A 21986-nucleotide genomic window follows, 5' to 3' on the forward strand; every position below is an offset into this window, starting at 1 on the left:
CGCTAGCGCGGCAGGGTGAAGTGGAAGGTGCTGCCTTCCCCTGGCGCGCTCTCGGCCCGGATGCGCCCGCCGTGGGCCTCCACGAGGGCGCGCGCGATGTAGAGCCCCAGCCCGAGGCCCTGACCGTGGCCCGGGGTGGCCTGCCAGTGGCGCTCGAAGAGGCGCTCCTTCGCGGCCTCCGGAAAGCCCGCGCCGCGGTCCTGCACGCGGAAGTGCACCGCCCCGGGCTCCGCCGCCACCTGCACCCGGATGCTGCCGCCGGGCGGCGTGAACTTGATGGCGTTGCTCACCAGGTTCGCGAGCACCTGCAGGAGGCGCGGCTCGTCGAAGCGCGCGGAGAGCGCCTCCTCGGGGCGATGGAGCGCCGGCGCTCCTCGCGCTCGCGCTCCAGCTCCGCGTCCGCCACGGTGCGCTCCTGCTGCAGCCGACCGTCCGCCTCCGCGCGCTCACTGCGCACCCGCGCCCGCTCCTGCGACGAGAGCGCCGCCTGTCTCTGGCGCTGATCCGCATCGGCGCGCTCGCGCGTGAGCAGGGAGTCTGCGCGCTCGCGCGCGAGCGCCACCACGGCATCCGCCGCCAGCTCGATGGCGAAGCGCCGGCGCAGCAGCTCGCTGTCGGCCCGCGCCCGCTCGCTCTCGAGGCTCGCGTCCGGCTGCTGCCGCTCGGGCGTGTCGCGCTGCTCCGGAGGCTTCATGCGCTGAAGCTACTTTCCCCGCTCTCCCGGAGGAAGGCGCAGCGGGGCCGCTGCCCGGAAGCGGAAAGGGCGTGTCCCACTTCCGGAATCGGGCGCGGGAGCCCGCGCCGGGCACACAGCCCAAGTACCGGGCTTCACGGCAGAATCCCAGCAGGGGAAAGCCGTGGCACCCTCCTTGCTCAGGGGGACTGAGGCGGGACCGCGACCTGCGGGGCTGCGAGCCTGCCCGGTCGCCCCCCGTGAAACACCTCGAGCACAGCGAGCACACCCCCTATGGACACCCTCGGACAGGACTTCAAGCTCGCGCTGCGCAAGCTGCGCAAGAGCCCGGGCTTCGCGTTCATCGCGATCCTCACGCTGGCGCTCGGCATGGGCGCCAACAGCGCCATCTTCAGCGTGATCAACACGGTGCTGCTGGACCCGCTGCCGATGCGCGACCCGGACCAGTTGGTGCGCGTGTACGACACGGACAAGCGCACCGACAAGCTGCCCGCCTCGTCCCTCAACTTCCGCGACGTGCGGGCGCAGGCCACCTCCTTCACGGACCTCGCGGGCTTCGACGCGACCGACCTCAGCATCACCGGCCCGGGTGGCGAGCCGGAGCGGCTGCAGGGCGCGGCGGTGACCGCGCCCTTCTTCTCCGTGCTGGGGGTACAGCCCTCGCTCGGCCGCGGCTTCGCGCCGGACGAGGACCTGCCGGGCAAGAGCAAGGTGGTGATCCTGGGCAACGCGCTGTGGAAGCGGCGCTTCAGCAGTGACCCCGGCATCATCGGCAAGTCGGTGCTGGTGGGCGGTGAGCCGCACACCGTGGTGGGCGTGATGGCGCCCGGCTTCGACTTCCCGCTCAAGGCCCAGCTGTGGCGCCCGGTGACCTGGGAGAAGGACCTGACGGACCCAGCGAACCGCGGCGCGCACTTCCTCAACGTGTACGGGCGGCTCAAGCCGGGCGTGACCCTTGCGGCCGCGCAGCAAGAGCTCTCGCGCATCGCCAAGGGGCTCGAGCAGCAGTACCCGAAGAACAACACCGGCATCGGCGCACGCGTCATCCCCCTTCGCGAGGAGGTGCTGGGCAACGTGCAGCCCGCGCTCTACGTGCTGCTCGCCGCCGTGGCGGCGGTGCTGCTCATCGCCTGCGCGAACCTCTCGAACCTGCTGCTCGCGCGCGCCGCGAGCCGCGAGGGGGAGATCTCCGTGCGGCTCGCGCTGGGGGCGAGCCGCGGCCGCATCGTGCGGCAGTTGCTGGTGGAGAGCACCCTGCTCGCGCTGCTGGGCGCCGGGCTCGGCCTCATCTTCGCCACCTGGGGCCTGGATGCGCTCGTCGCCATGGGCCCGGAGAATCTCCCACGCCTGCAGGACGTGGACATCGACGGGAAGGTGCTCGGCTTCACGGCCCTGCTCGCGGTGCTCACCAGCGGCCTCTTCGGTCTCATCCCCGCGCTGCAGGCGAGCCGCGTGGAGCTCAGCCGCAGCCTCGGCGAGGTGGGCAAGGGCGGGAGCACGGGCGGGCCGCGCCAGCGCGCGCGCAACGTCCTCATCATGGCGGAGACGGCGCTCGCGGTGGTGCTGCTGGTGGCCGCGGGCCTGCTCATCAAGAGCTTCGTGCGCCTGCAGCAGGTGGAGCTGGGCTACCAGACGGACCACGTGCTCGTGGCGGACCTGTCGCTGCCGGAGACGCAGTACACCTGGGCCAGTCCCGCGACGGCGCAGTTCTACGAGCAGTTGCTCGGCCGCGTGCGCGCGCTGCCCGGCGTGAAGAGCGCGGGGCTCAGCGTCCACCTGCCGCTCTCGCGCCGCAACATGCGCAGCACCCTGCGGGACATGTCGCGCCCGGAGCCGGAGCCGGGCAACGAGGACCTGGCGGAGATCCGCGTGGTGAGCGCGGGCGTCCTCGAGGCGCTGCGCGTCCCGCTGCTGCGCGGACGGCTGCTCCGGGACGAGGACGGCACCACCCCCGGCAACCGCGCGGTGCTGCTCAGTGAGGAGGCCGCGAAGAAGTACTGGCCCGGTGAGGACCCCATCGGCCGCACCGTGGACATCGGTGTGGACTACGGCAAGGGCGGCTTCGGCGGCGTGGTGGTGGGCATCGTGGGCAACACCCGCTTCACCGCACCCAACAAGGAGCCGGCTCCCGAGGCCTACGTCTCCTTCGCGCAGGCCTGGAGCAACGACATGAGCCTGGTGGTGCACACCAACGGAGACCCGCTCGCGCTCGCGGGAGCGGTGCGCGCCGAGGTGCGCGGCCTGAACAAGGGGCTGCCGGTCGCGAACGTGCGCACCCTGGACGCGATGATGGGCTCCGCCGTGTCGCAGCCGCGCTTCTTCATGCTGCTGGTGGGCGTGTTCGCGGGGCTCGCGCTGCTGCTCGCGGCCATCGGCATCTACGGGGTGGTGACGCACGCGGTGAGCCTGCGCACCCGCGAGCTGGGCATCCGCATGGCGCTGGGCGCGGACGCGCGCCAGGTGGTGGGGATGGTGCTGGGGCAGTACCTGCGCGTGACGGGAGCGGGGCTCGCCCTCGGCGTGGGCCTCGCCTACCTCGCGAGCCGGCTGCTGGGGAGCATGCTGTACGGCGTGGGCGGCGGAGATCCCCTCACCTACGCGGGGGTGGCGCTGCTGCTCGGCATGGTGGCGCTGGCCGCGAGCTACCTGCCTGCCCATCGCGCCACCCGCATCGATCCGGCGCTCGCGCTGCGCCAGGAGTAGCGCGAGCGCGGGGAGGGGCGGGGGGCTCCGGTGCCCTCCGCCCCGTCCGTCTCAGGGGCGCCGTGCGCTCCCGGCGATGGCCCGGCGCAGCAGCGGCGGTGAGCCGGGCAGCTCGGCGTCCCGCACCTCGCGGGTGTCGAAGCCTGCGCGCTCGAGCTCCCCGCGCGTGTCGCGCGTCAGGTGACAGCCACGCGCGCAGAAGTGCTGCACCGGCTCGAAGAGCTGCTGCACGCGGCCCCACGCCCCTTGCGTCGCCACGTGCTCGAAGAGCAGCAGCCGCCCGCCGGGGCGCAGCACGCGGCGCACCTCGGAGAGCGCGCGCTGCGGGTCCGCCACCGTGCACAGCACCAGCGTGCTCACCACCGCGTCCGCGCTCGCGTCCTCGAGCGGGAGCTGCTCCGCCGGGGCGAGCAGCACCTCTGCGCCGGGACGCTCGCGCTCCACGCGTGCGCGCAGCCGCGCGGCCATCTCGGGCGTGGGCTCGGTGAGCGTGAGGCGCGCGGAGGCAGGGTAGTGGGGCAGGTTGAGGCCGGTGCCTGCGCCCAGCTCCACCACGTCGCCGCTCAGGCCTGCGAGCAGCCGCGCCCGCTCGCGCGCGAGCCCGCGCCGCTCCACGCTCGCCATCATCGGGTCGTAGAGGCGGGCGAAGACGGCATCGAGCAGCGGCATGGCGGGGCTCCTCAGACGAAGTGCAGCTCGGGCTCCACCCGCACGTCCAGGTCCGCGCGCAGGCTGCTCGCGATGTAGCACTCGCGGTGCGCCTGCTCCACGAGCGCGCGCACGCGCTCCTCGGTAGGACCGCGCGCGAGCGTGATGCGCGGCCGCAGCACGATGGAGGTGAAGCGCACGGGGCGCACGTCCTCGGGCATCAGCGCCTCGGCGCGGTCCTCGTAGCCTTGCACGTCCAGGCGAGCGCGCGCCGCCACCGCGAGGAATGAGAGGAGCTGGCAGGAGGACGCCGCCGCGAGCAGCAGCTGCTCGGGGTTGAGCTGCGCGGGGTCTCCGCGAAACGCCGGGTCCGAGCTGAGCTGCAGCTCCGTGCGCGCCGGCGGCGCCCGCACCGTGTGTGCGCGGGCGTAGTCCGCGTAGCCCACACCGGTAGACCCCTCCCACCGGCACTCCACCTCGTAGCGATGCACCTGCGCCATGTGAACCTCCCGTGAGGGGTGGAATACTCGCCCCCGGCCGGCGGCGTCTTGCACGTTGCGAGCGGAGATTCCGAGCATCGGCCCGGAGGTGTGCCCATGGGACTGCGGATGGAGGAGGCAGCGTACGCGCCCGGCACCACCGTCGCGCGCCACACCCACGAGGCGCCCCTGCTCGCCGCCGTGCTCTCGGGCTCGCTCGAGCTCTCGCTGCGCCGCGGCGCGCACGGCTGCGCCCGCGGAGCCGTGTTCACGCAGGCCGGAGAGCCCCACGCGAACCGCTTCGGCGCTCGCGGGGCGCGCCTCCTGCTCGTGCACCTGGACCGCCCGCTCGCGCTCCCTCCGGTGGTGCACGGCGCCGAGCTCACCCGCGTGGCCCGGGGGCTCGCCCTCGAGCTGAAGGCCACCGACAGCGCGGCGCCGCTCGCCCGCGAGGGCCTCGCGCTGCAGTTGATGGCGCTCGCCACGCGCGAGGCGGGGCGCGTGACGGCCGAGCGGCGCTGGATGGCGCGGGTGCAGGAGTACCTGGAGGCCCACCTGCTCGAGGCGCCGCGGTTGGAGACACTCGCGCGCGTGGCAGGCGTCCATCCGGCGCACCTCGCGCGGGCCTTTCGTGCGCAGCAGGGGGAGTCGCTCGCGGCGTACGTGCGGCGCCGGCGGGTGGAGTGGGCGCGCGAGCAATTGGTGCGGACGGAGCGGGCGGTCGCGGAGATTGCGCTGGAGGCAGGCTTCTGCGACCAGGGGCACTTCGCGCGCACCTTCCGCAAGGTGTGCGGGATGACGCCGGGCGCGGTGCGACAGCGCAGGCGCTAATCCCTCACCCCGACCCTCTCCCACGGGGAGAGGGGAGACCTTCGCCCGTGCACTTCAACTTTCTCGCTCGGGTGCTCTTCGCGTCGCAGGTGGTTGCCCGCCTGCTTTCCTCCGGGCGCCCCCGCGCGCAGGATGCGGGCTGCATGCGCGCCCGTCTCCTGCGTCCGCTCGCTCTGCTCGCGCTCCTGCTCACCGCCTGTGCGGGAGGCCGGGGCCGCGCGCCCGAGCGCACCTGCCTCGTGCTCTCGGTGGGCGGGGTGAAGGGGCTCGCGCACCTGGGCGCCATCGACGCGCTCAAGGCACGCGGCGAGCGCATCGACTGCGTGGTGGGCACCAGCATGGGCGCGGTGGTGGGCAGCCTCTATGCCTCCGCGCCGCAGGAGGACCTGCGCACGCGCTACCGCCGCTTCTACGCCGAGTACGCGCGCCAGACGCGAGACGAGGCGCGCACCCGCGGGCTCGCGAGCGCCGCCGTGGGGCTCGCCGCGGTGCTGCTCTCCGGTGGAAGCGCGGCGCTCGCGGCCGCGGTGGGCGCACTCACCGGCCTCGGCGGCCTGGGCAGCGTGGCGAAGCTGGACCACGCGCGCTTCGAGCGCACGCTCGCGGTGGAGTTCGCCGGAGCGCGCATCGAGTCACTGCCCCTCCCCTTCGCCACGCTCTACCAGCGCGCGGTGAACGGCGGGCTCGAGCGGGTGGTGGCGCGCGAGGGAGACCTCGCCCACGCGGTCGCCGCGAGCGCGAACAACCCGCTGCTCTTCGAGGGCACCGACCTGAAGGAGCTCGACCCGGGCGCGGACCGCGTCGCCGCCGTGCCGGTGCACGATGCCTGCGCGCTCTTTCCCCATGCACGCCTGCTCACCCTCAACGTGACGAGCGAGCCCGCCTTCTACGGGCGCGACCTGCCCTGCGAGGTGGTGGAGATCCGCATCGGAGGCGCCGAGCCGCCGCCCGAGGCCCTGGAGGGCGAGGGGGATGCCTTCGAGCGCATCTACGAGGCGGGCTTCGACGCCACCCGCGCCGCCCTCGAGCGCCAGGCCTCCCGCTAGCCGCCTCCCGCAGGGCGCCCTACCTTCCCCCCATGGGCATCCGGAGCACAGGGCTGCTGCTGGGGCTGCTCGCGCTGGGCGCGGGCTGCAGCGAGTCGGAGAGCGAGCGCGCGCAGCGCAAGCTGGAGGACGCCGCGAAGCGCACCTCGGACACGCTCGAGGCCGCGGGCCAGAAGGCAGCCCGCGAGGCGGGCCCCGCGCTGGACAGCGCCGCGAGCGCCGCCCAGAAGGCCGCGCACGAGGCCGAGCCCGCGCTGCGCGAGGCGGCCGACAAGGTGGAGGCCGCGGGGAAGGACGCCGCGCGCGAGGCAGGCCCCGCCCTGCAGCGCGCCGCCGACAAGGCCGGAGAGGGCGCCCGCCGTGCGGGCGACGCGCTGCAGCGCACCGGCGAGCGGGTGGCCAGGGACGCCGCCGACGCCGGGACCCGGTAGCTCTGCTTTCCAGGAAGCCTCGGAAAACTGGCGGGGCTCGGGTGTCAGAGGCCCGGACCTGACAGGCGTGTCACGGTGACCGCGGGCGTGCGTGCCGTGCCGCGGACTCAAGTCCCTGGAATCACGAGAGCGACGAGCGCCCCCGCCCGTGGCACTGCGGTTGCTAAGGCTCCGTGCAGGACGCGAGCACCGGTCCGACCCTGGTAGAGCCGCCCATTGGGGGCGACTCGCCTCCCTCCGCTCCGGCCGGCCCCGGGACGGCGGGAGTTCTCTCTGGCTGACTGCAGGCCGCCGTCGAACCGCGCGTGAGCGCTGCCCCTGAGGGGCGGTGCAGGAGTGGAGGCACCCCTTGCTGGAGCGCGAGCTCCGGTCCTGGTGCCCCCGGGCAGGCAGAGGGCCAGAGGCCCCCGGCTCCCCGGCAGGTTCCCCGACGGCCGCAGTCCGCCCGTTGCATCCGCTGCATCCCGCACCCGCGACGCCGGCTGCCCTCGCCTAGAGTGCGCAGCCACCGCGATGCTCCTCTACCTGCACGGCTTTGCCTCCGGCCCCCAGTCCTTCAAGGCGCAGCGCTTCCTGCACCACCTGCAGCGGCGCGGGCTCGCGCTGCAGGTGCCCGCGCTGGACGAGGGGGACTTCGAGCACCTCACGCTCTCGCGCCAGCTCGCGCTGGTGGAGCGCCTGCTCGGCGCGGCCCCACGGCCGCACGTGCTCATCGGCTCGAGCATGGGGGGCTACCTCGCGCTCCTGCACGCGCAGGCGCACCCGGTGGACGCGCTGGTGGTGATGGCGCCGGCGGTGGACTTCGCGCGGCGCTGGCGCGAGCGCGTGCCGCCCTCCGCGCTCACCGAGTGGGAGCGCACGGGGCGGCTGTGGGTGGACCACCACGCGCTCAAGGCGAAGGCGCCGCTGGGCATCGGGCTCTTGCACGACGCCGAGCGCCACGCGCCCTGGCCGCGCGTGGAGGCGCCCACGCTGGTGCTGCAGGGGGTGCGCGACGACGTGGTGCCGCTCGCCCCCGTGCAGCAGTGGGTGGAGCGCACGCCCGCCGCGCGGCTCGTCACCTACGACTCGGACCACGAGCTGACGGACGTGGCGGACGCGCTGTGCGAGGAGGCGCTGCGCTTCCTCGCGGGCGTACCGGCAGTCGCCCGGGCCTACCCCGCGCTCGCGAGCGAGCGCACGGGCTCGACGGGCTCGGAGGACTGAGGCTGCAGCCCGGGCTTCCACTGGGGTGCGTCTCCGTCTGCGAGCAGGCGCACGGCGGACACGATGGACTCGATCGCCTGCGTCATGTGCGCGATGTCCAGGCGTGAGACCTCGTCCGCGGGCGTGTGGTAGTCGGCGTGCAGGTTGTAGGACGAGAGCGTGTGGGCCGGGATGCCGAGCCGCGCGAAGGCGATGTTGTCGCTGCGCTCGTAGAAGTGCTGGGCGGGCCGCGGATCCGCCACGATCTCGAGCCCCTCGTGCGTGAACGACTCGCCCATCGTCGAGCGCTCGTAGCCGGTGAGCCAGAGGTGCCCCGCGCCGCCCACGAGCGGGTCCGGCCGGCCGATCATCTCCACCTCCAGCTCAGCCACCGTGCGCTCCAGGGGTGCGACCGGGTGCTGCAGGTACCACTTCGCCCCCAGCGTTCCCTCCTCCTCGCCGGTGGTGGCAATGAAGAGCACGGTGCGGCGCGGGCGCGGCCCCTGCGCGAGCGCGCGGGCAGCCTCCAGCACCGCCGCGACGCCGGACGCATCGTCGTCCGCGCCGTTGTAGATGGCGTCGCCGTTCACCGCGGGCCCCACGCCGAGGTGATCGTAGTGCGCGCCCACCACCACCACCTCGTCCTTCAGCGCGGGGTCCGCGCCCTCGAGGCGCCCCACCACGTTGAGGCCGGTGCGCCGCTCGGCCTCGGGCACGGAGGCGGGGTCCTGCCCCGGCGGGACGAGGACGAGGCGGGGCGGGCTGTAGCGCGTGTCCAGCTTCAGCGGCACGCGCTGGAAGAAGCCGTCGTCGCCCGCCGGGGTCACCCCGAAAGTGCCCAGCTGTCCGGCGATGTAGTCGGCAGCGCGCGCGGCGCCGGGGGAGCCGGTGAGGCGTCCCTCCATGTCGTCCGCGGCGAGGACCGTGACGTGCGCGCGCACGTCTTCGCTGCGCACGGACCCCGGGTCGGTGGGCTCGGAGCTCGAGCAGGCGCACAGCAGGAGGAGGGAACAGAGCAGCGTTCGCATCGCGCGCACGCTCGCACTGCGCGCCTCCCGGCCCGCGTGCGCGTCAGCGCGAGGAGAGGACGAAGAGGTTGCCGTCCGGGTCCTTGAACTTGGCGAAGGTGCCCCACGGCTGCTTCTGGGGCTCTCCCTCGAACTCCACGCCGCGCGCCTTGAGCTGCGCGTAGCTCTCCATCACGTCGTCCGAGCCGAAGGCGCCATTGAAGAAGCTGCCCACCCGGTCCTCCTGGCCCTCCGGCGTGAAGAGCACCACGGCGGTCTGCGCCCCCGGGATGCGCAGCTCGATCCACCGCTGCTTCGGCCCCATCGGCTGGTCCGTCGCGACCTTGAAGCCGAGCTTCTCCGTGTAGAACGCGAGCGCGCGGTCCTGGTCGCTCACCGGGATGCCGACGAACTTCACCATCTTGATCATGTCTCTGCTCCCTGCGCGCCAGGGGGCGGCGCGAGCCCCAGCAGGTACCGCATTCGTGCTGCCGGTGGAAGGCTGCGCGTGGCTGCTATAGTAGGGGTCACTGTAGTGACCGATGGGAGAGCGATGAGCACCACCCCGGTGGACACCTACGTGCTGGAGACGCTGATGCCGGACCTGGTGGGGCACGACCGCTCGCCCTCGGCCTTCCTCGTCTACCTGCACCTGTGGCAGCAGACGGCGGGGACGCGCGGGCGGCAGGTGGCGCGCAGCCTCGCGCAGATGGCCGAGGAGACGGGGCTCTCCAAGAGCGCCGTGCAGGCGGCGCTGCGGGTGCTCAAGCGCCGGCGCCTGGTGCGCGCGGAGCGCGCGAGCCTCACCGCGGTGCCGGTGTACGAGGTGCTGCGACCCTGGGTGCGCCGCTGAGCGGCCCCGGGCCCTGCTCCGGCGCGAGGCCGAAGAAGCGCGCCTGCAGCTCGGTGGCGCAGAGCCCCGGAGCGCTCGCGGCGTAGAGGCCCACGCTGCCACAGGCGAGGCCACTGCCCTCGAAGGGGAGCGCCGGGTCCACGGCGACCGCGTGGCCGAGGCCGTACAGTTCGTAGCTCTCCACCAGCACCGGGCCACCCGCGGGGCCGAAGGTGCGGTGGGCGAAGCGCGCCTCGGAGCTCCCGGTGCCCGCCGCCCCATCCAGCTGCAGGGCGTACGTCCACTGCCACACCGACGCGTCCAGGTTCGCCACCGCCACCACCGGGTCCGCGCTGCCGTGCCACAGGGTGACGCGTGGGCGAGGGCCGGTGAAGCTGGGGTAGGCGCTGCGCACGAGCTCTCCCCAGGCGGCCGGAGACTTCGTCACGCCCGGACTCATGCAGGCCGTGGCCTCGGCCAGGTTCGTGGCGCAGCCGTAGGGGCCGCCCGCGTTGATGGCGCCCGCCGCGAAGACGTCCGGGTAGGTGGCCAGCATCGCCGCCGCCATGAAGCCGCCGGCGGAGAAGCCCACGACGAAGATGCGCTGGGAGTCCACCGCGAGCGTGCCCTGCAGGTGCGCCACCATCTGCCGGATGGAGAGCGCCTCGCCCTGTCCGCGCGTGGTGTCCCCGGGGAGGAACCAGTTGAAGCAGCCGCTGCGGTTGTTGCTCGCCTGCTGCTGCGGGTAGGCCACGGCGAAGCGGTATGCGTCGGCCGCCGCGCTCCAGCCCGTCGCCTCGATGTCGGCCGCCGACTGCGTGCAGCCGTGCAGCACCACCACGAGGGGGGAGCCCGGCGGCAGCCCCGCGGGGACGTGCGTGTACAGGAGCAGGTTGCCTGGGTTGGTGCCGAAGCTCGTCACCTGCGTGAGCGCGGCAGGCGCCGTCGCCGGCGCGTCCGCGAGGCCACAGGCCGGCAGTCCTGCCAGGAGGAGGAAGAGCGCAAACAGGAGGATCGGGGATCGCAGGTTCATGGTGGCGAGCCCGTGCTTCTACCGCGTCGGGCCGCGGGGCGCCCGTGTGCGCCACGCTCGCGGGCCGTGAGCACTCCGGGTGCGCTGCTCCTCCCCGGCATCCGGGGTGGGATACGAGGCGCCGCGGGCCTCTGCGCTACGCTGTCCCCCGTGAGCAGCCCGCTTCCCGACTCCTGCCCCCGCTGCGAAGCCCCACGCGCCGCGGGCCCCGAGTGCCCGCGCTGCGGCGTGCTCTACGCGCGTGCCCGGCCGAGGCCTGCGGCCCCTCCGACTGACACCGAGCCGGAGCCCGCGTGGGCGCTGCGGCCCCCGACGCCTGCGTGGGAGGGTGAGCTCGAGGCGCAGCGCTGGGAGCTGGGGGTGCGCGCGCTCGCGCTCCCGGTGGCGTTGCTGCTCGCCTTCCTCGTGCAGGGCACGCAGCTGGGGCGGTCGCTGGTGCGCATCTTCTTCGGGATGTGGCTGCACGAGCTGGGGCACGCGGTGACGGCGTGGCTGTGCGGCTTCTCCGCGGTGCCCGGCTTCTGGTTCACCTCCATCGCGGACGAGCGCTCCGTCGTGGTCTCGCTGGTGATCGCCGCGGCGCTGGCCTACGCCGGCTGGCGCCTGTGGCGCGCGCACGGGCCCCTCTCGGCAGCGCCCCTGGGCGTTCTGCTGCTCGTGCAGGCGGTGTGCACCCTGGGGCTGAGCGCGTCGCGAGCGCAGGGGCTCATCCTCTTCGGAGGGGACGCGGGAGACCTCGTGCTGGGCAGCCTGCTGATGGCGACGCTCTACGCGCCCGAGGCGAGCCGCCTGCGCACCGCGAGCCTGCGCTGGGGCTTCCTCGCCATCGGGGCCTTCGGCTTCATGGACGCGGCGGAGCAGTGGTGGGCGGCCGTGCGGGACCCGGAGCGCATCCCCTACGGCCTGCAGGAGGGGGTGGGCCTGAGCGACCCGAGCCGCCTCACCGAGGACCTCGGCTGGACGCAGGGTGCGCTCGTCGGCCGCTACGTGACGTTGAGCGGGGTGTGCCTCGCAGCGCTCGCGCTGCTCTATGTCTGGGGACTCGCGCAGCAGCGCCGGCGCGTGGCGAGCACCGGGCGCTGAGTGCTCCCTCTCCCTGCGAGCTCCTACCCCTTGTGCTCCGCGAGCCCGAGCACCGTGCCGCCCACCAGCTGCAGCCAGGACTCGGTCGCGCCGTAGAAGGTGGTCCGCTGCTCGACGAGCACGCGGGCCCCGGACAGCGCGCGCTTGGCCTCGGCGAGCGAGGGTACGTCGGCGTAGAGCACGTGCGTGGGCTTCAACGCGGCCACCACCGGCAGGTCCTCGGCGAGGCTCTCGCGCGTCTGGAGCATCAGCTCGCCCGCGGGCCCCGCGAGGATGGCGAAGCCCGCCGCCCCCGTCTCCGGCACCTGCATCACCTTCGCGTAGCCGAGCGCCTGCCACGTGGAGAGGCAGGGCTCGATGCGGTCCACCACCAGCAGCGTCGTCAGCTTCTTCAGGCTCATCGTCTCGTCCTCCCGCGTCGGGTGTGGAGTCTCTTCTACGCCCCGGTCGCGGCCTCGACTTGGACGAATCCGACATCGCGCTCCGCGCGCAGCGCCTGGGGCGTGCGGCCGGTGAGGGCGCGGCAGTCGCGCAGCAGGTGGGACTCGTCCGCATAGCCTGCCTGCGCAGCGAGGGCGGCCTGCACCAGGGACTCCGGCTGAGCCAGCGCGTGCGAGAGGCGCGCGATGCGCGCGAAGAGCTTGGGACCATAGCCCACGCGCTCGCGGAACAGCCGCTCCAGCTGCCGCTCGCCGACGCCGACCTGCTCCGAGACCTCGCGCACGGGCAGCGTGCCGTGGGCCTGCTCGAGCAGCATCACGGCGTGGTGCACGCGCGGGTCGAAGGCGCGCCGCCGCAGGGTGGCCTGCTGCAGCAGCGCCTCCACGCGGGCGATGCGCGCCTGGGGCGTGCGGGCCTCTGCGACCTGCTCGGCGAGCGCAGCGACAGCCCGGGAGGCGACCTCCGCCACCGCCACGTGCTGGTCCGCGAGCGCATGGGCGGGCTCCTCGAGCAGCAGCGCCGCGGCGCCGGGACGGAAGCGCACGCCAAAGAGCCGCGTGCCCGCCGGAAGGTCCACCACCTCGGCGCGCGTCATCGGCCCCGCGATGCTGCCCTCGCCGGACGCGAGGTCCACCAGCAGGTCCATGCACCCATCCGGCAGGACGCGGTGCGCGTGGCCCGCGCCCTCGTAGAGCCAGAAGGCGTCCACCCAGCGGGAGAGCGCGAGCGGGGAGGGGGCTTGCTGCAGCATGGCGACTCAGCGCCCCTCTTCCAGCAGGGCGAGCCGCTGATGGATGAGCCACGCGTCGAGCGCGGCGGTGTTGGGAGGATCGTCCGGGAGGTGGCTGTCGGCGAGCGCGCGGTCGAGCCGCTCGAAGGCGCTGGGGACGCGCGCCTCCCAGCGGCGCACCATCTCCGGCGGCAGCTCGCTCTTCTCGCCCCGCCGCTTCTGCTCCACCAGCTCCAGCGCCTCTTCGAAGCCGTAGCGTGCGAGCAGGCGGGTCACGTCCGTCACCACCTCGCCGGTGAGCAGCAGGTGGGTGCCGGTGAGGGTGGTGCGCAGCACGTAGAGCAGCTTCTTCGCGGAGGTGCGCCCCGTGCGCTCCCACTCCTGCTTCTGCTGACCAGCGAAGCCCGCGTAGTGGCGGTGGACGCGCTTGGAGAGCGCCCCGCGAACCAGCGGCTGCAGCGAGGCGAGGACCGGCTGGTGCTCGAAGGTGAAGCCCGAGAGGAAGCGCTCGATGAAGTTCCCGTTTCCCTTGAGGACGCCGAGCAGCACGCCCCCCAGCTCGTTCGACGAGTAGTCCACCTCGACTCCGTCCACCACCTCGAGCCGCTCGGAGGCGCGCGCGGGGCGGGGGAAGCCGAGCAGGGATTCGGTGGGGTCCAGGTGCACCGCCTTCACATCCAGGTCCGAGTCCGGCGAGGGAAAGCCGTACGCATGTGCGCCCGAGAGCGAGACCACCAGGTGGCGCCGGTGCGCCCCCTCCTCGGTGAGGACGCGCGCCGCGACCTCGCGCTGGTGCGGCGTGAGGACCTCCTGCACTTCGGGGCTCATGCTTCCTCCTCGGGGGCCACAGGCTCGGGCGGCGGGGGCGCAGCAACACCGAAGGGACCCGGCACGCCCTGCACGTGGCGCCGAGCGACCTCGTCGCCGATGCGCTTGAGCAGCGCGTCGGCGCGCACGTAGTCAGGGTGCTCGGGCAGGCGGCTCGCGTCGCGGGCCTGCTCCAGCGAAGGGGCGAGGGCCTCTGCCTCGGCGAGCACCTCGTCGAGGCTCACCTCGCCGCGCTTGATGCGCAGCAGGCGCTCGCGGAAGGCGCCCGTCGCCTCGAACTGCGGCGCGCCGTCGCGCAGCCAGCCCGCGGCGAGGTGGATGAGGCGCAAGAGGTTGTAGGCGTTCTTCGGGCGCAGCTCCCTCGCGTCCGCGGGCCTGCGGCCGCCCGAGCGCGCATAGCGCTGCATGGAGGCGAAGTCGTTGGCCTCGATGAGGCCCTGGTCCGAGAGCGAGCGGTAGAGCTGCTTGATGTACGTCTTGGCCTGCAGCAGCGCGTTCTCGGGGGAGGCCGCCTGGCGCGGGGAGATGCGTGCGAGCCGGGCCGCCACCTCGTCCAACGTGGGAGAGGGCTCCTGCGCGAGCCAGTCCAGCACCAGGTCGCGGTGCTGCGCGAGGCGCTGGCTCGCGGAGAGCTTGTTCAGCTGGCTCAGCGCATAGCGGCCGAAGCTGCCGAACATGAGCTTGGAGACGAAGGCGTCGCGCGCCTCCAGCAGCCACTCGCCGATGACGTCGGTGGCTTCGGCCGAGGGGACGAAGAGCAGCTCCAGCGTGTTCGGGTCCGCGCGCAGCGCCTGCTGCACGAGCTTGCGCGTCTCCCAGAAGGTCTGGCTCCCGTCCGCGCTCACCAGGTCCACGGGCGGTGACACGAGGCCCACCGTCCACAGCAGGGGCAGGGCAAAGGCGCCGCGCACGTCCGTGTCCGAGCCCTCGTCCGCGAGCCCCCACGCGCGGCTGCCCACCGTGCCGGTGAGCACCGTGCAGGGGATGAGCGCGGCCCAGGAGCTCTCGCGCCGCTGGGCGAACTCGAGCTGGCCCGCCTTGCGCGGCGTGAGCTCGGCGCGCGCGAACCAGAGCTCGCCCACGCCGACGATGAGCACGTCGAAGCCGCCATCCCGCGCGCGGACCACGCGACCGATGAGCCCCTGCGGGATGCGGCGGCCATCCACCACGCGCTCCACCCGCGTCGTCACCTCCGTGCCGTGGGGCAGGGGGATGGAGAGCGGGTCGATGTCGCTCAATGCGGAGAGTCGCTGGGTCATGGGGAGGCGAAGCGCGCTACCCTCAGTCTCCGATGAATGCCGACGAGTGGAAAGCCTGGAGGGCGACGCCGCGCTGCGCGGAGCGAGGGCCCTTCGGCTGGCCATGTGTACGCGCCGCAGGCCACGTGGGAGAGCACGAGGCGCCCGCGGGGGCTACCTGGGGAGAGGACCCGCAGGCCTACCGCCACGCACCGGCGTGCGCGTGTGACGCCTGCGCAGCATCCCGGCGCGAGCGCGTGCCCGTGCTCCGCTTCGAGAAGAAGTAGGTCCTGGGAGGGCACACCACGCTCCCGTCCTCAACGGACACACGAGAGTGGCGCGAGGGCCACGGCCTCGAGAAGGAGAGGCCGGGAGGGAACGGGGCTTCTCCAGGTGGGTGAAGCCGTCCACGACGCGTGGACGCCTGTCCCGAAAGGAGACGCCCCTCCCGGGCGCGGACCGGCGCGCGCTGCAAATAGGTAAATACCTAGTTTACGTTTTTGCGCGACGCAGTCGTCCGCTCCCGAGGGGGCACGCACGCAGAGTGAAGTGCGGCGTGGAGGCGGGAGGCTCGCGCGGAGAAGGGACGCTTCATTGCGCGCGAGGTGCGCCCTCGGCAGGCCGCGCAGGAGAGCGCAGAAGGAAGCTTCCTTCCAGGCGGTGCGCCGGAACGGGCGGCCCTCTTGCGCGCAGCGCCAGCGCGTTACCCCTGAGCGTCGCGAGCCGGCGGCGCCCCGACGCCAAAGGCGCAGGCGCTCCGTTACCCTTCCACCCTCGACGCCCGCACCGGCAAGCCAACGCACCGTGCTGAGGACGGTGCGCGTGAAGCGGCAACGCCCGCGCACTCGGCCGAGGGCTCTTGTTCGCCGAGTCAGGGCGCGACATCCAAGAACGTCGCGCCTCGATTCGCGACCTGCCTGAATCGGATCAGGCCCGCGCGAGCCGCTGCAGCTCCTCGACCTCGGCGCGCAGCAGCCACTCGTCCGGGTGGCTGGCGCAGGCCTGTGCGAGCTGCTGCAGCGCCGAGGGGCTCGGGTTGCCCTGCTCGCGCAGGGTGCGCACCTGGCGGTACAGCTCCGCCACGGCCGGAGGCAGGGCGCTCGCCTTCTTCGCGCGCGCCTTGGCCTCGGCGTCGCCCTCGCTGAAGGCGTTGAGCTCGCCGAACCAGCGGTCCCAGGTGCCCGGGTCCGCAGGGCCACCGGCGACGGAGGGGAGCCCCGCGCTGAGGAAGAGCTCGCACACCGCGGGCAGCGGCAGCGCGCGCCCCTGCAGCTCGCCGCGCAGGTCCACCACCTCGCCGCCGCCCACCGCGAAGCCCTGCAGCCGCAGGCCGCTCTTCAGGCTCAGCTCGAAGGCGCCGCGCTCGGGCAGCTCGCCCCCGCCGAAGGCCACCAGCGCCGGCATGAAGCGCGGCTTGCTCCCGTCCTTGCCGCCACGCGACACCATCACCGGCCCCTCGAGCCGCGCGAGCGCCGTGCCGAGCCCCGGTGCGACCTCGCCGTCGCCCGTGAGCAGCTCCACCACGCGCCCCGTCACCTCGCGCCCGTCCGAGAGCACCAGGTGGTTCACCGTGCGCGCGTTCAAGGCCTCCTTCAGGCCGTGGTCCCCGCCGCGCTTCCACGCGAGCGTGGCCTCGAACTCGGCGAGCACCTCGAAGAGGTGGTCGAAGTCGCGCGCCACGAAGAGCTGCGGCTGCATCCGGGTGATGTCGTACTCGGTGTCCGCGCACGCGAGGCTGAGCGGCAGCTTCTTCACCGCCGGGGTGAGGCAGTGCTGCGCCTCGCCGATGCTCGAGAGCAGCCCGGCGCCGTAGAGGCGCGGGCGCTCCAGCTCGCCGATGAGCCCGTACTCCGCCGTCCACCAGTACAGGCGCGAGGCGCGGGTGCTCTCGCTCGTGTAGCGCCGGCTCTTCGCCGCGGCCTCGAGGCGGGCCTGGGCGTGGGCCACCTCCGCCTCGGTCGCGGTGGGGTCCTCCTTCACCACGCTCAGGTTGCGGATGGCCTCGAACACCGCCTGGTCCTCGACCGTGGCGATGGCCTTGAAGCCCGCCTTGCCGCAGCGCTTGAGGTAGTCCGCGTAGCGCGCGTTCGCGATGATGGGAGCGTGGCCCGCGCTCTCGTGCACGATGTCCGGCGCGGGCGTGTACTCGATGTGCTCGTGGGTGCGGATGTCCGCCGCGATGGCGAGCACGCCCAGCGCCTGCAGCTCGGTGAAGACCTCGGGAGGGATGAAGCCGCGCACGCCCACCGCGCCCCAGCCGAGGCGCGCGAGCCGCTCGTTCATCTCGTCCAGGCTGGGGATGCTCTCCCGCCCGATGCCGGTGGCCTCCAGGCCCTCCATGTAGACGGAGTGCGCGCGCTCGCCGAGGTGGCCACGCAGCTTGCCCAGGATGTGCCGCCACACCGCGTGGTCGCGCGGGGTGTAGCCGGCGTAGTCCTGCGTCACCACGTAGCGCCGCAGGTGGGCAGGCAGGCGGGCGATGGTCCTCTCGGTCGGCGTCATGGTCGGACACTCCTCTCCAGGCCCCGAATATGGGCACGGGAGGGGCCAACGAGAATCCGATAAAAACCGAAGACTATTTCGATTTTCCGCCTGACGCACCGAGCCGTCGGCGCAGGCCCGCGAGGATGCGCTGAGCCTCTGCGCCCGGGCCGCCGGTGGGCCACAGCGCGACGATCTCCACCGTCTGCGGCGCCTCCTCGCGCAGCCGCCACACGTGGAGGTCCGGGGGGAAGGGCTGCATCGGGCGCAGGTCCGGCGCGATGGCGCAGGCGCCGTAGGCGCGCAGCAGCTCGTACAGCTGCAGGAAGCTCTCGGCGCGCGCCGCCTCCTGCACGCTCACGCCGTGCTGGGCGAAGCGCGCGCTGTTCGCGCCGCCGTAGGGGTCGTTGCGAAGCCAGTCCACGAAGGCCTCGCCCTGCAGGTCCTCCACGCGCACCGCCCGGCGGCCGCCCTGGCGCTCCACGAGCGCGCTCTGCGGCGCCGCGAGCACGACGAAGGGCAGCTGCAGCAGCACCGCCGTCTCCACGCCGCCGTGCGGGGGCAGGGGAGTGAAGGCGAGCGCGAGGTCCAGCTGCCGCGACTGCAGCTGGCGCACCAGCTCGTAGGGCCCGGCGAAGCTCACCGCGAGCTTCAGGTCCCCCGCGGCCGCGTCCTTCGCGATGCCGGCGAAGAGCGCGGTGGAGAGGGTGGGGTTGAGCGCGAGCCGCAGCGTGGAGCCCGTGCTCGCGAGGTCTCTCAGGCGCTTGAGGTCCAGCTGGTGCAGCGGGGTCTGGCTGCCCTCGTAGAGCCGCTCCCCGCGCGACGTGAGCTGCAGCCGGCGCCCGGGCCCGCGCTCGAGGAGGGGCTCGCCACCCGCGAGCGCGTCCTCCAGCGCGCGCAGGTGCTCGCTCACCACCGAGCGCGCCACGCCCAGGTGCTCCGCCGCACCCTCCAGGCTCCCCGCCTCCACGGCGGCCGTGAAGGACTCGAGCCAGACGAGGTGACGCACGAGCTTGCGGGTGGTCATGGGCGGCCAGTGTCGCTACATCGTGAGGCCGCCGTCCACGTCGATGGTGCGGCCGTTGAAGTAGTCGCACTCGAGGACGAACTTCACCGCGCGCCAGATGTCCTCGGGCAGCCCGATGCGCCCCACCGGGATGTTCGCGACGAGCTGGTCGCGGGCCTTTTGGTTCATCCCCTGGGTCATGGGGGTCTCGATCATCCCCGGGGCCACCGCGCCCACGCGGATGCCGAAGGGGGCGAACTCGCGCGCCCAGGTGAAGGTGTTGGCCGCGAGCGCCGCCTTGGCGGACACGTAGTTGCTCTGCCCGCGGTTGCCGTGCCGCGCGATGGAGGAGAGGTTCACCACCACGCCGGGGCCCGCGCCCGTCTCCACCATCTTCGCCACCACCTCGCGCACCATGAGGGTGGCGCCAGTGAGGTTGACGCCAATCACCGCGTCCCAGTCCGCGGTGGGCAGCCGCTTCACCTCGCCGGTGGCCCGGTCCTTCTTCACCAGCAGGCCGTCGCGCAGGATGCCCGCGTTGTTCACCAGCGCGTTGAGGCCGCCGAGCGCGCCGTGCGCCCACGCCACGAAGTCCACGCACTCCTGCTCCTTCGAGACGTCCAGCTTGCGGCGCTGGATGCCCGCCGGCAGCTCTGCGAGCCGCGCCTCGTTCACGTCCCCCACGGCCACCTTCGCGCCGGCCTCGGCGAGCCGCTTGGCGAAGTGCGCGCCCATGCCCTGCGCACCGCCGGTGATGATCACCTTCAGGTCCTTCAGCTCCATCGCTCGTGCCTCCACTGCCCGGGGAAGAGTGCCCTGCTGCGGCTGACGCGTCGCGTTGCCGCGCGCGGGGCGAATCCTCGCGCATTTTGCGCGCCGAGTCCTTTGACAAGCGCCCGCGCGCAGTGCTCTGTTCATCTGAAATATGAATCGGGATTCAACTTCAGCCACCGCAGCGACTCCGCCCACCGCGCGCGGCCAGCGTACCCGCCAGAAGCTGCTCAAGGCGGCGGAGGCCGTGTTCGGCGCCAAGGGCTACGAGGCCGCCTCCATCGCGGACATCACCCGCAAGGCGGACGTGGCGCTGGGCACCTTCTACGTCTACTTCCCGGACAAGAAGAGCCTGTACGTGGAGCTGGTGGACGAGATGGGCACGCGGCTGCGCCGGCTCATCGCCGAGAGCGTGGCGGGGCTCACGGACCGGCTCGAGGTGGAGCGCGAGGGCTTCCGCGTCTTCTTCGAGTTCGCGAGCAAGCACCGCGCGCTCTACCGCATCGTGCGCCAGGCGGAGTTCGTGGACGAGGCCGCCTACCACCGCTACTACGACAAGCTCGCGGAAGGCTACGTGCGCGGGCTCTCGCGGGCGATGGACGAGGGCCAGGTGCGCCGCATGGACCCCGAGGCGCTCGCGTACTGCCTCATGGGCATCGCGGACTTCCTCGGGATGCGCTGGGTGCTGTGGAAGAACGGGCGCGAGCTGGACGCGGTGCTGGAGACCGCGATGAGCCTGCTCGCGCACGGCATGGACCCCTCGGAGAAGCCGCGCGCCCCGAAGGGCGCCGGCACCCGGAAGCCCGCACGATGAGGTTTGCGGAGATCCTCAGCACCGGGCGCTACGTGCCCGAGCGCGTGGTCACCAACGCCGAGCTGGAGCGGCGGCTGGGGGAGCCCGTGGACGCGTGGCTGCGCGAACACGTGGGCATCGCCGAGCGCCACGTGATGGCGGACGACGAGGCCACGAGCGACCTCGCGGTGGCCGCCGCCCGTCAGGCGCTCGCGCGCGCGGGGCTCACCCCGGAAGCGCTGGATCTCATCATCGTGGCCACCGACACGCCGGACTACCTGAGCCCCGCCACCAGCGCCGTGGTGCAGGCGAAGCTGGGCGCGCGGCGCGCCGGGGTCTTCGACCTCAACAGCGCCTGCGCCGGGTGGGTGACGGCGCTGGACGTGGCGAGCAAGAGCATCGCCGCGGACCCCGCCTACCGCTACGTGCTGGTGGTGGGTGCGTACGCCATGAGCCGCTTCCTGGACTGGAAGGACAAGCGCACCTGCACCCTGTTCGCGGACGGCGCGGGCGCGGTGGTGCTGCGCGCGAGCGAGCGGCCCGGGTTCCTGGGAGCCAAGCTGCTCGCCAACGGCGACTACCACGACGCGCTGGGCATCTACACCGGCGGCGCGCACCGTCCGGCCACCGCGAACGCCGTCGCCGAGAGCGGACGGCCCCACGTGGAGTTCGTGCGGCGCTTTCCCGCGAGCTTCAACACCGAGCGCTGGCCCGCGATGCTGCGCGAGCTGCTCGCGGGCGCGGAGCTGGGCCTCGGGGACGTGAAGCTCTTCCTCTTCACCCAGCTCAACCTGCGCACCATCGAGGCCACCATGGAGCGGCTCGAGCAGCCCATGGCGCGCGCGCACTACACCATGGACAAGTGGGGCTACACCGGCTCCGCCTGCATCCCGATGACGCTCGACGACGCCGTGGTGCAGGGAAAGCTGCAGCGCGGAGACGTGGTCGCCTTCTGCGCGAGCGGCGGCGGCCTGGCCATGGCGAGCGCGCTCTTCCGCTGGACGGAGGGCGCCGCCTGAGCGGCCCCCCGAAGATTCTTCAACCCACCTCTGGAACCACTCGCACCACCGCTGTCGAAGGGAGCACCACAATGAAGAACAAGCTGCTGTCCGCCCTGATGCTCGGCTCGCTGTGCCTCGCTGCCTGTGGCGGTGACGACGAGGGCACCACCAACGAGCCCACCACGCCTGCCTTCACCACGGCCCAGGCGATCAACACCTATCTCGAGGGCAAGACCTACTTGATGGAGGGGGCCAACATCCCGAGCCACCCCAATGGGTATGACGAGAACAAGAATCTCGGCTCGTACAGCCAGTGCTACAACAAGGTCACCATGGTGATCACCGGTGGCCCCACGTACGCGGTCACCAGCGACCTCGGCACCTTCCGCACCGAGGGCAGCACCACGATCTGCGACAACACCACCAAGTCGGGGAACGCCGCGCCGTTCACGACGACCAACGTGCTGGTCGAGAACGTTGCCGCGGACGGCAGCTGCTTCGACGTCACGTACACGTACAACGGCTTCGGGCAGGAGGGCCGTGGCAAGCTCAGCAAGGACGGCAAGACGATGACCCTCGAGCTGTTCTTCGCGGGTCAGGCCACGGGTCACCGCTGCGTGAACGGCGCGGTCGGCTCAAAGACGGTGACCCTGAACGGCGCGGCCTTCACGGGCAACGCGCAGCAGGTCTACGTCCAGCAGTAGCGCTCAGCGCCCAGGCGCTCC

At 73.0% G+C, this 21986-nt stretch carries 24 protein-coding genes; 10 read left to right on the forward strand and 14 right to left on the reverse strand.

The window, feature by feature from the left end; genetic code table 11:
* Positions 1-2: 2 nt before the first annotated feature.
* Together FGE12_RS14265 and FGE12_RS14270 are read right to left on the reverse strand one after the other, a co-directional pair.
* Entirely contained in the window at positions 3-290 is a 288-nt protein-coding gene (locus tag FGE12_RS14265) for a sensor histidine kinase (RefSeq protein ID WP_370458981.1), read from the reverse strand.
* Complete coding sequence (locus tag FGE12_RS14270) at positions 287-694, reverse strand: hypothetical protein (protein WP_153867010.1); 408 nt, start codon at positions 692-694, stop codon at positions 287-289. The genes FGE12_RS14265 and FGE12_RS14270 overlap by 4 nt, the downstream gene beginning before the upstream one ends.
* A gap of 273 nt (positions 695-967) precedes the next feature.
* On the opposite strand from FGE12_RS14270, the gene FGE12_RS14275 reads away from it, so the two are divergent.
* Entirely contained in the window at positions 968-3397 is a 2430-nt protein-coding gene (locus FGE12_RS14275) for an ABC transporter permease (protein ID WP_153867011.1), read from the forward strand.
* 51 nt (positions 3398-3448) lie between these two features.
* Here the strand turns inward: FGE12_RS14275 and FGE12_RS14280 are convergent, their stop codons facing one another.
* Entirely contained in the window at positions 3449-4066 is a 618-nt protein-coding gene (locus FGE12_RS14280) for a class I SAM-dependent methyltransferase (protein ID WP_153867012.1), read from the reverse strand.
* Positions 4067-4077: 11 nt separating this feature from the next.
* Positions 4078-4545, reverse strand: coding sequence for an OsmC family protein (locus FGE12_RS14285; RefSeq protein WP_153867013.1), 468 nt, complete (start codon positions 4543-4545; stop codon positions 4078-4080).
* A gap of 96 nt (positions 4546-4641) precedes the next feature.
* Here FGE12_RS14285 and FGE12_RS14290 point away from each other — a divergent pair, with 96 nt between their 5' ends.
* The 4 genes from FGE12_RS14290 to FGE12_RS14305 all read left to right on the forward strand — a co-directional run bounded on the left by FGE12_RS14290 (position 4642) and on the right by FGE12_RS14305 (position 8038).
* Positions 4642-5355 (forward strand): AraC family transcriptional regulator, encoded by a 714-nt coding sequence (locus FGE12_RS14290; protein ID WP_153867014.1) that lies wholly within the window; start codon positions 4642-4644, stop codon positions 5353-5355.
* Between the two features lie 143 nt (positions 5356-5498).
* Positions 5499-6401, forward strand: a complete 903-nt coding sequence (locus FGE12_RS14295) for a patatin-like phospholipase family protein (RefSeq protein ID WP_153867015.1) — start codon at positions 5499-5501, stop codon at positions 6399-6401.
* 32 nt (positions 6402-6433) lie between these two features.
* Positions 6434-6832: a hypothetical protein gene (locus FGE12_RS14300; RefSeq protein WP_153867016.1), complete on the forward strand. Its 399-nt coding sequence runs from the start codon at positions 6434-6436 to the stop codon at positions 6830-6832.
* A gap of 513 nt (positions 6833-7345) precedes the next feature.
* The gene (locus FGE12_RS14305) at positions 7346-8038 is read left to right on the forward strand and encodes a YqiA/YcfP family alpha/beta fold hydrolase (protein ID WP_153867017.1); all 693 of its coding nucleotides are present in this window, start codon (positions 7346-7348) and stop codon (positions 8036-8038) included.
* On the opposite strand, the gene FGE12_RS14310 is transcribed toward FGE12_RS14305, so the two are convergent.
* Positions 7987-8973, reverse strand: coding sequence for a M20/M25/M40 family metallo-hydrolase (locus FGE12_RS14310; RefSeq protein WP_194797872.1), 987 nt, complete (start codon positions 8971-8973; stop codon positions 7987-7989). The genes FGE12_RS14305 and FGE12_RS14310 overlap by 52 nt on opposite strands.
* A gap of 115 nt (positions 8974-9088) precedes the next feature.
* Complete coding sequence (locus tag FGE12_RS14315) at positions 9089-9454, reverse strand: VOC family protein (protein WP_153867019.1); 366 nt, start codon at positions 9452-9454, stop codon at positions 9089-9091.
* A 123-nt stretch (positions 9455-9577) separates the two neighbouring features.
* Between FGE12_RS14315 and FGE12_RS14320 the strand changes: the two genes are divergently transcribed.
* Positions 9578-9877: a helix-turn-helix domain-containing protein gene (locus tag FGE12_RS14320; RefSeq protein ID WP_153867020.1), complete on the forward strand. Its 300-nt coding sequence runs from the start codon at positions 9578-9580 to the stop codon at positions 9875-9877.
* On the opposite strand, the gene FGE12_RS14325 is transcribed toward FGE12_RS14320, so the two are convergent.
* On the reverse strand, positions 9828-10889 hold the full coding sequence (locus tag FGE12_RS14325; RefSeq protein ID WP_153867021.1) for a PHB depolymerase family esterase: 1062 nt from the start codon (positions 10887-10889) through the stop codon (positions 9828-9830). The genes FGE12_RS14320 and FGE12_RS14325 overlap by 50 nt on opposite strands.
* A 228-nt stretch (positions 10890-11117) precedes the next feature.
* Here FGE12_RS14325 and FGE12_RS14330 point away from each other — a divergent pair, with 228 nt between their 5' ends.
* Positions 11118-11972, forward strand: a complete 855-nt coding sequence (locus FGE12_RS14330) for a hypothetical protein (protein ID WP_370458982.1) — start codon at positions 11118-11120, stop codon at positions 11970-11972.
* A gap of 23 nt (positions 11973-11995) precedes the next feature.
* On the opposite strand, the gene FGE12_RS14335 is transcribed toward FGE12_RS14330, so the two are convergent.
* The 7 genes from FGE12_RS14335 to FGE12_RS14365 form a co-directional block, all read right to left on the reverse strand.
* Entirely contained in the window at positions 11996-12373 is a 378-nt protein-coding gene (locus FGE12_RS14335) for a hypothetical protein (RefSeq protein WP_153867022.1), read from the reverse strand.
* A 35-nt stretch (positions 12374-12408) separates the two neighbouring features.
* Positions 12409-13164 carry a DUF6597 domain-containing transcriptional factor gene (locus FGE12_RS14340; protein ID WP_153867023.1) on the reverse strand — a complete coding sequence of 252 codons (756 nt, stop codon included), beginning with the start codon at positions 13162-13164 and terminating at the stop codon, positions 12409-12411.
* Between the two features lie 6 nt (positions 13165-13170).
* Positions 13171-13971 carry a DNA polymerase beta superfamily protein gene (locus FGE12_RS14345; protein WP_153867024.1) on the reverse strand — a complete coding sequence of 267 codons (801 nt, stop codon included), beginning with the start codon at positions 13969-13971 and terminating at the stop codon, positions 13171-13173.
* The gene (locus FGE12_RS14350) at positions 13968-15230 is read right to left on the reverse strand and encodes a DNA polymerase beta superfamily protein (RefSeq protein ID WP_153867025.1); all 1263 of its coding nucleotides are present in this window, start codon (positions 15228-15230) and stop codon (positions 13968-13970) included. Before FGE12_RS14350 ends, FGE12_RS14345 begins: the two co-directional genes overlap by 4 nt.
* A gap of 906 nt (positions 15231-16136) precedes the next feature.
* Positions 16137-17711, reverse strand: coding sequence for an aromatic amino acid hydroxylase (locus tag FGE12_RS14355; protein WP_153867026.1), 1575 nt, complete (start codon positions 17709-17711; stop codon positions 16137-16139).
* Positions 17712-17784: 73 nt separating this feature from the next.
* Positions 17785-18717 carry a LysR family transcriptional regulator gene (locus FGE12_RS14360; protein ID WP_153867027.1) on the reverse strand — a complete coding sequence of 311 codons (933 nt, stop codon included), beginning with the start codon at positions 18715-18717 and terminating at the stop codon, positions 17785-17787.
* 15 nt (positions 18718-18732) lie between these two features.
* A complete protein-coding gene (locus FGE12_RS14365; RefSeq protein ID WP_153867028.1) occupies positions 18733-19479 on the reverse strand; it encodes an SDR family oxidoreductase in 747 nt (248 codons plus the stop codon).
* A 142-nt stretch (positions 19480-19621) separates the two neighbouring features.
* On the opposite strand from FGE12_RS14365, the gene FGE12_RS14370 reads away from it, so the two are divergent.
* The 3 genes from FGE12_RS14370 to FGE12_RS14380 all read left to right on the forward strand — a co-directional run bounded on the left by FGE12_RS14370 (position 19622) and on the right by FGE12_RS14380 (position 21965).
* The gene (locus tag FGE12_RS14370; RefSeq protein WP_153867029.1) at positions 19622-20281 is read left to right on the forward strand and encodes a TetR/AcrR family transcriptional regulator; all 660 of its coding nucleotides are present in this window, start codon (positions 19622-19624) and stop codon (positions 20279-20281) included.
* Positions 20278-21279, forward strand: a complete 1002-nt coding sequence (locus FGE12_RS14375; RefSeq protein WP_153867030.1) for a 3-oxoacyl-ACP synthase III family protein — start codon at positions 20278-20280, stop codon at positions 21277-21279. The genes FGE12_RS14370 and FGE12_RS14375 overlap by 4 nt, the downstream gene beginning before the upstream one ends.
* 71 nt (positions 21280-21350) lie before the next feature.
* Positions 21351-21965, forward strand: a complete 615-nt coding sequence (locus FGE12_RS14380) for a hypothetical protein (RefSeq protein WP_153867031.1) — start codon at positions 21351-21353, stop codon at positions 21963-21965.
* Positions 21966-21986 lie beyond the last annotated feature (21 nt).

The sequence above is a fragment of the Aggregicoccus sp. 17bor-14 genome (genome assembly GCF_009659535.1).
In the GTDB taxonomy this organism is placed as follows: domain Bacteria; phylum Myxococcota; class Myxococcia; order Myxococcales; family Myxococcaceae; genus Aggregicoccus.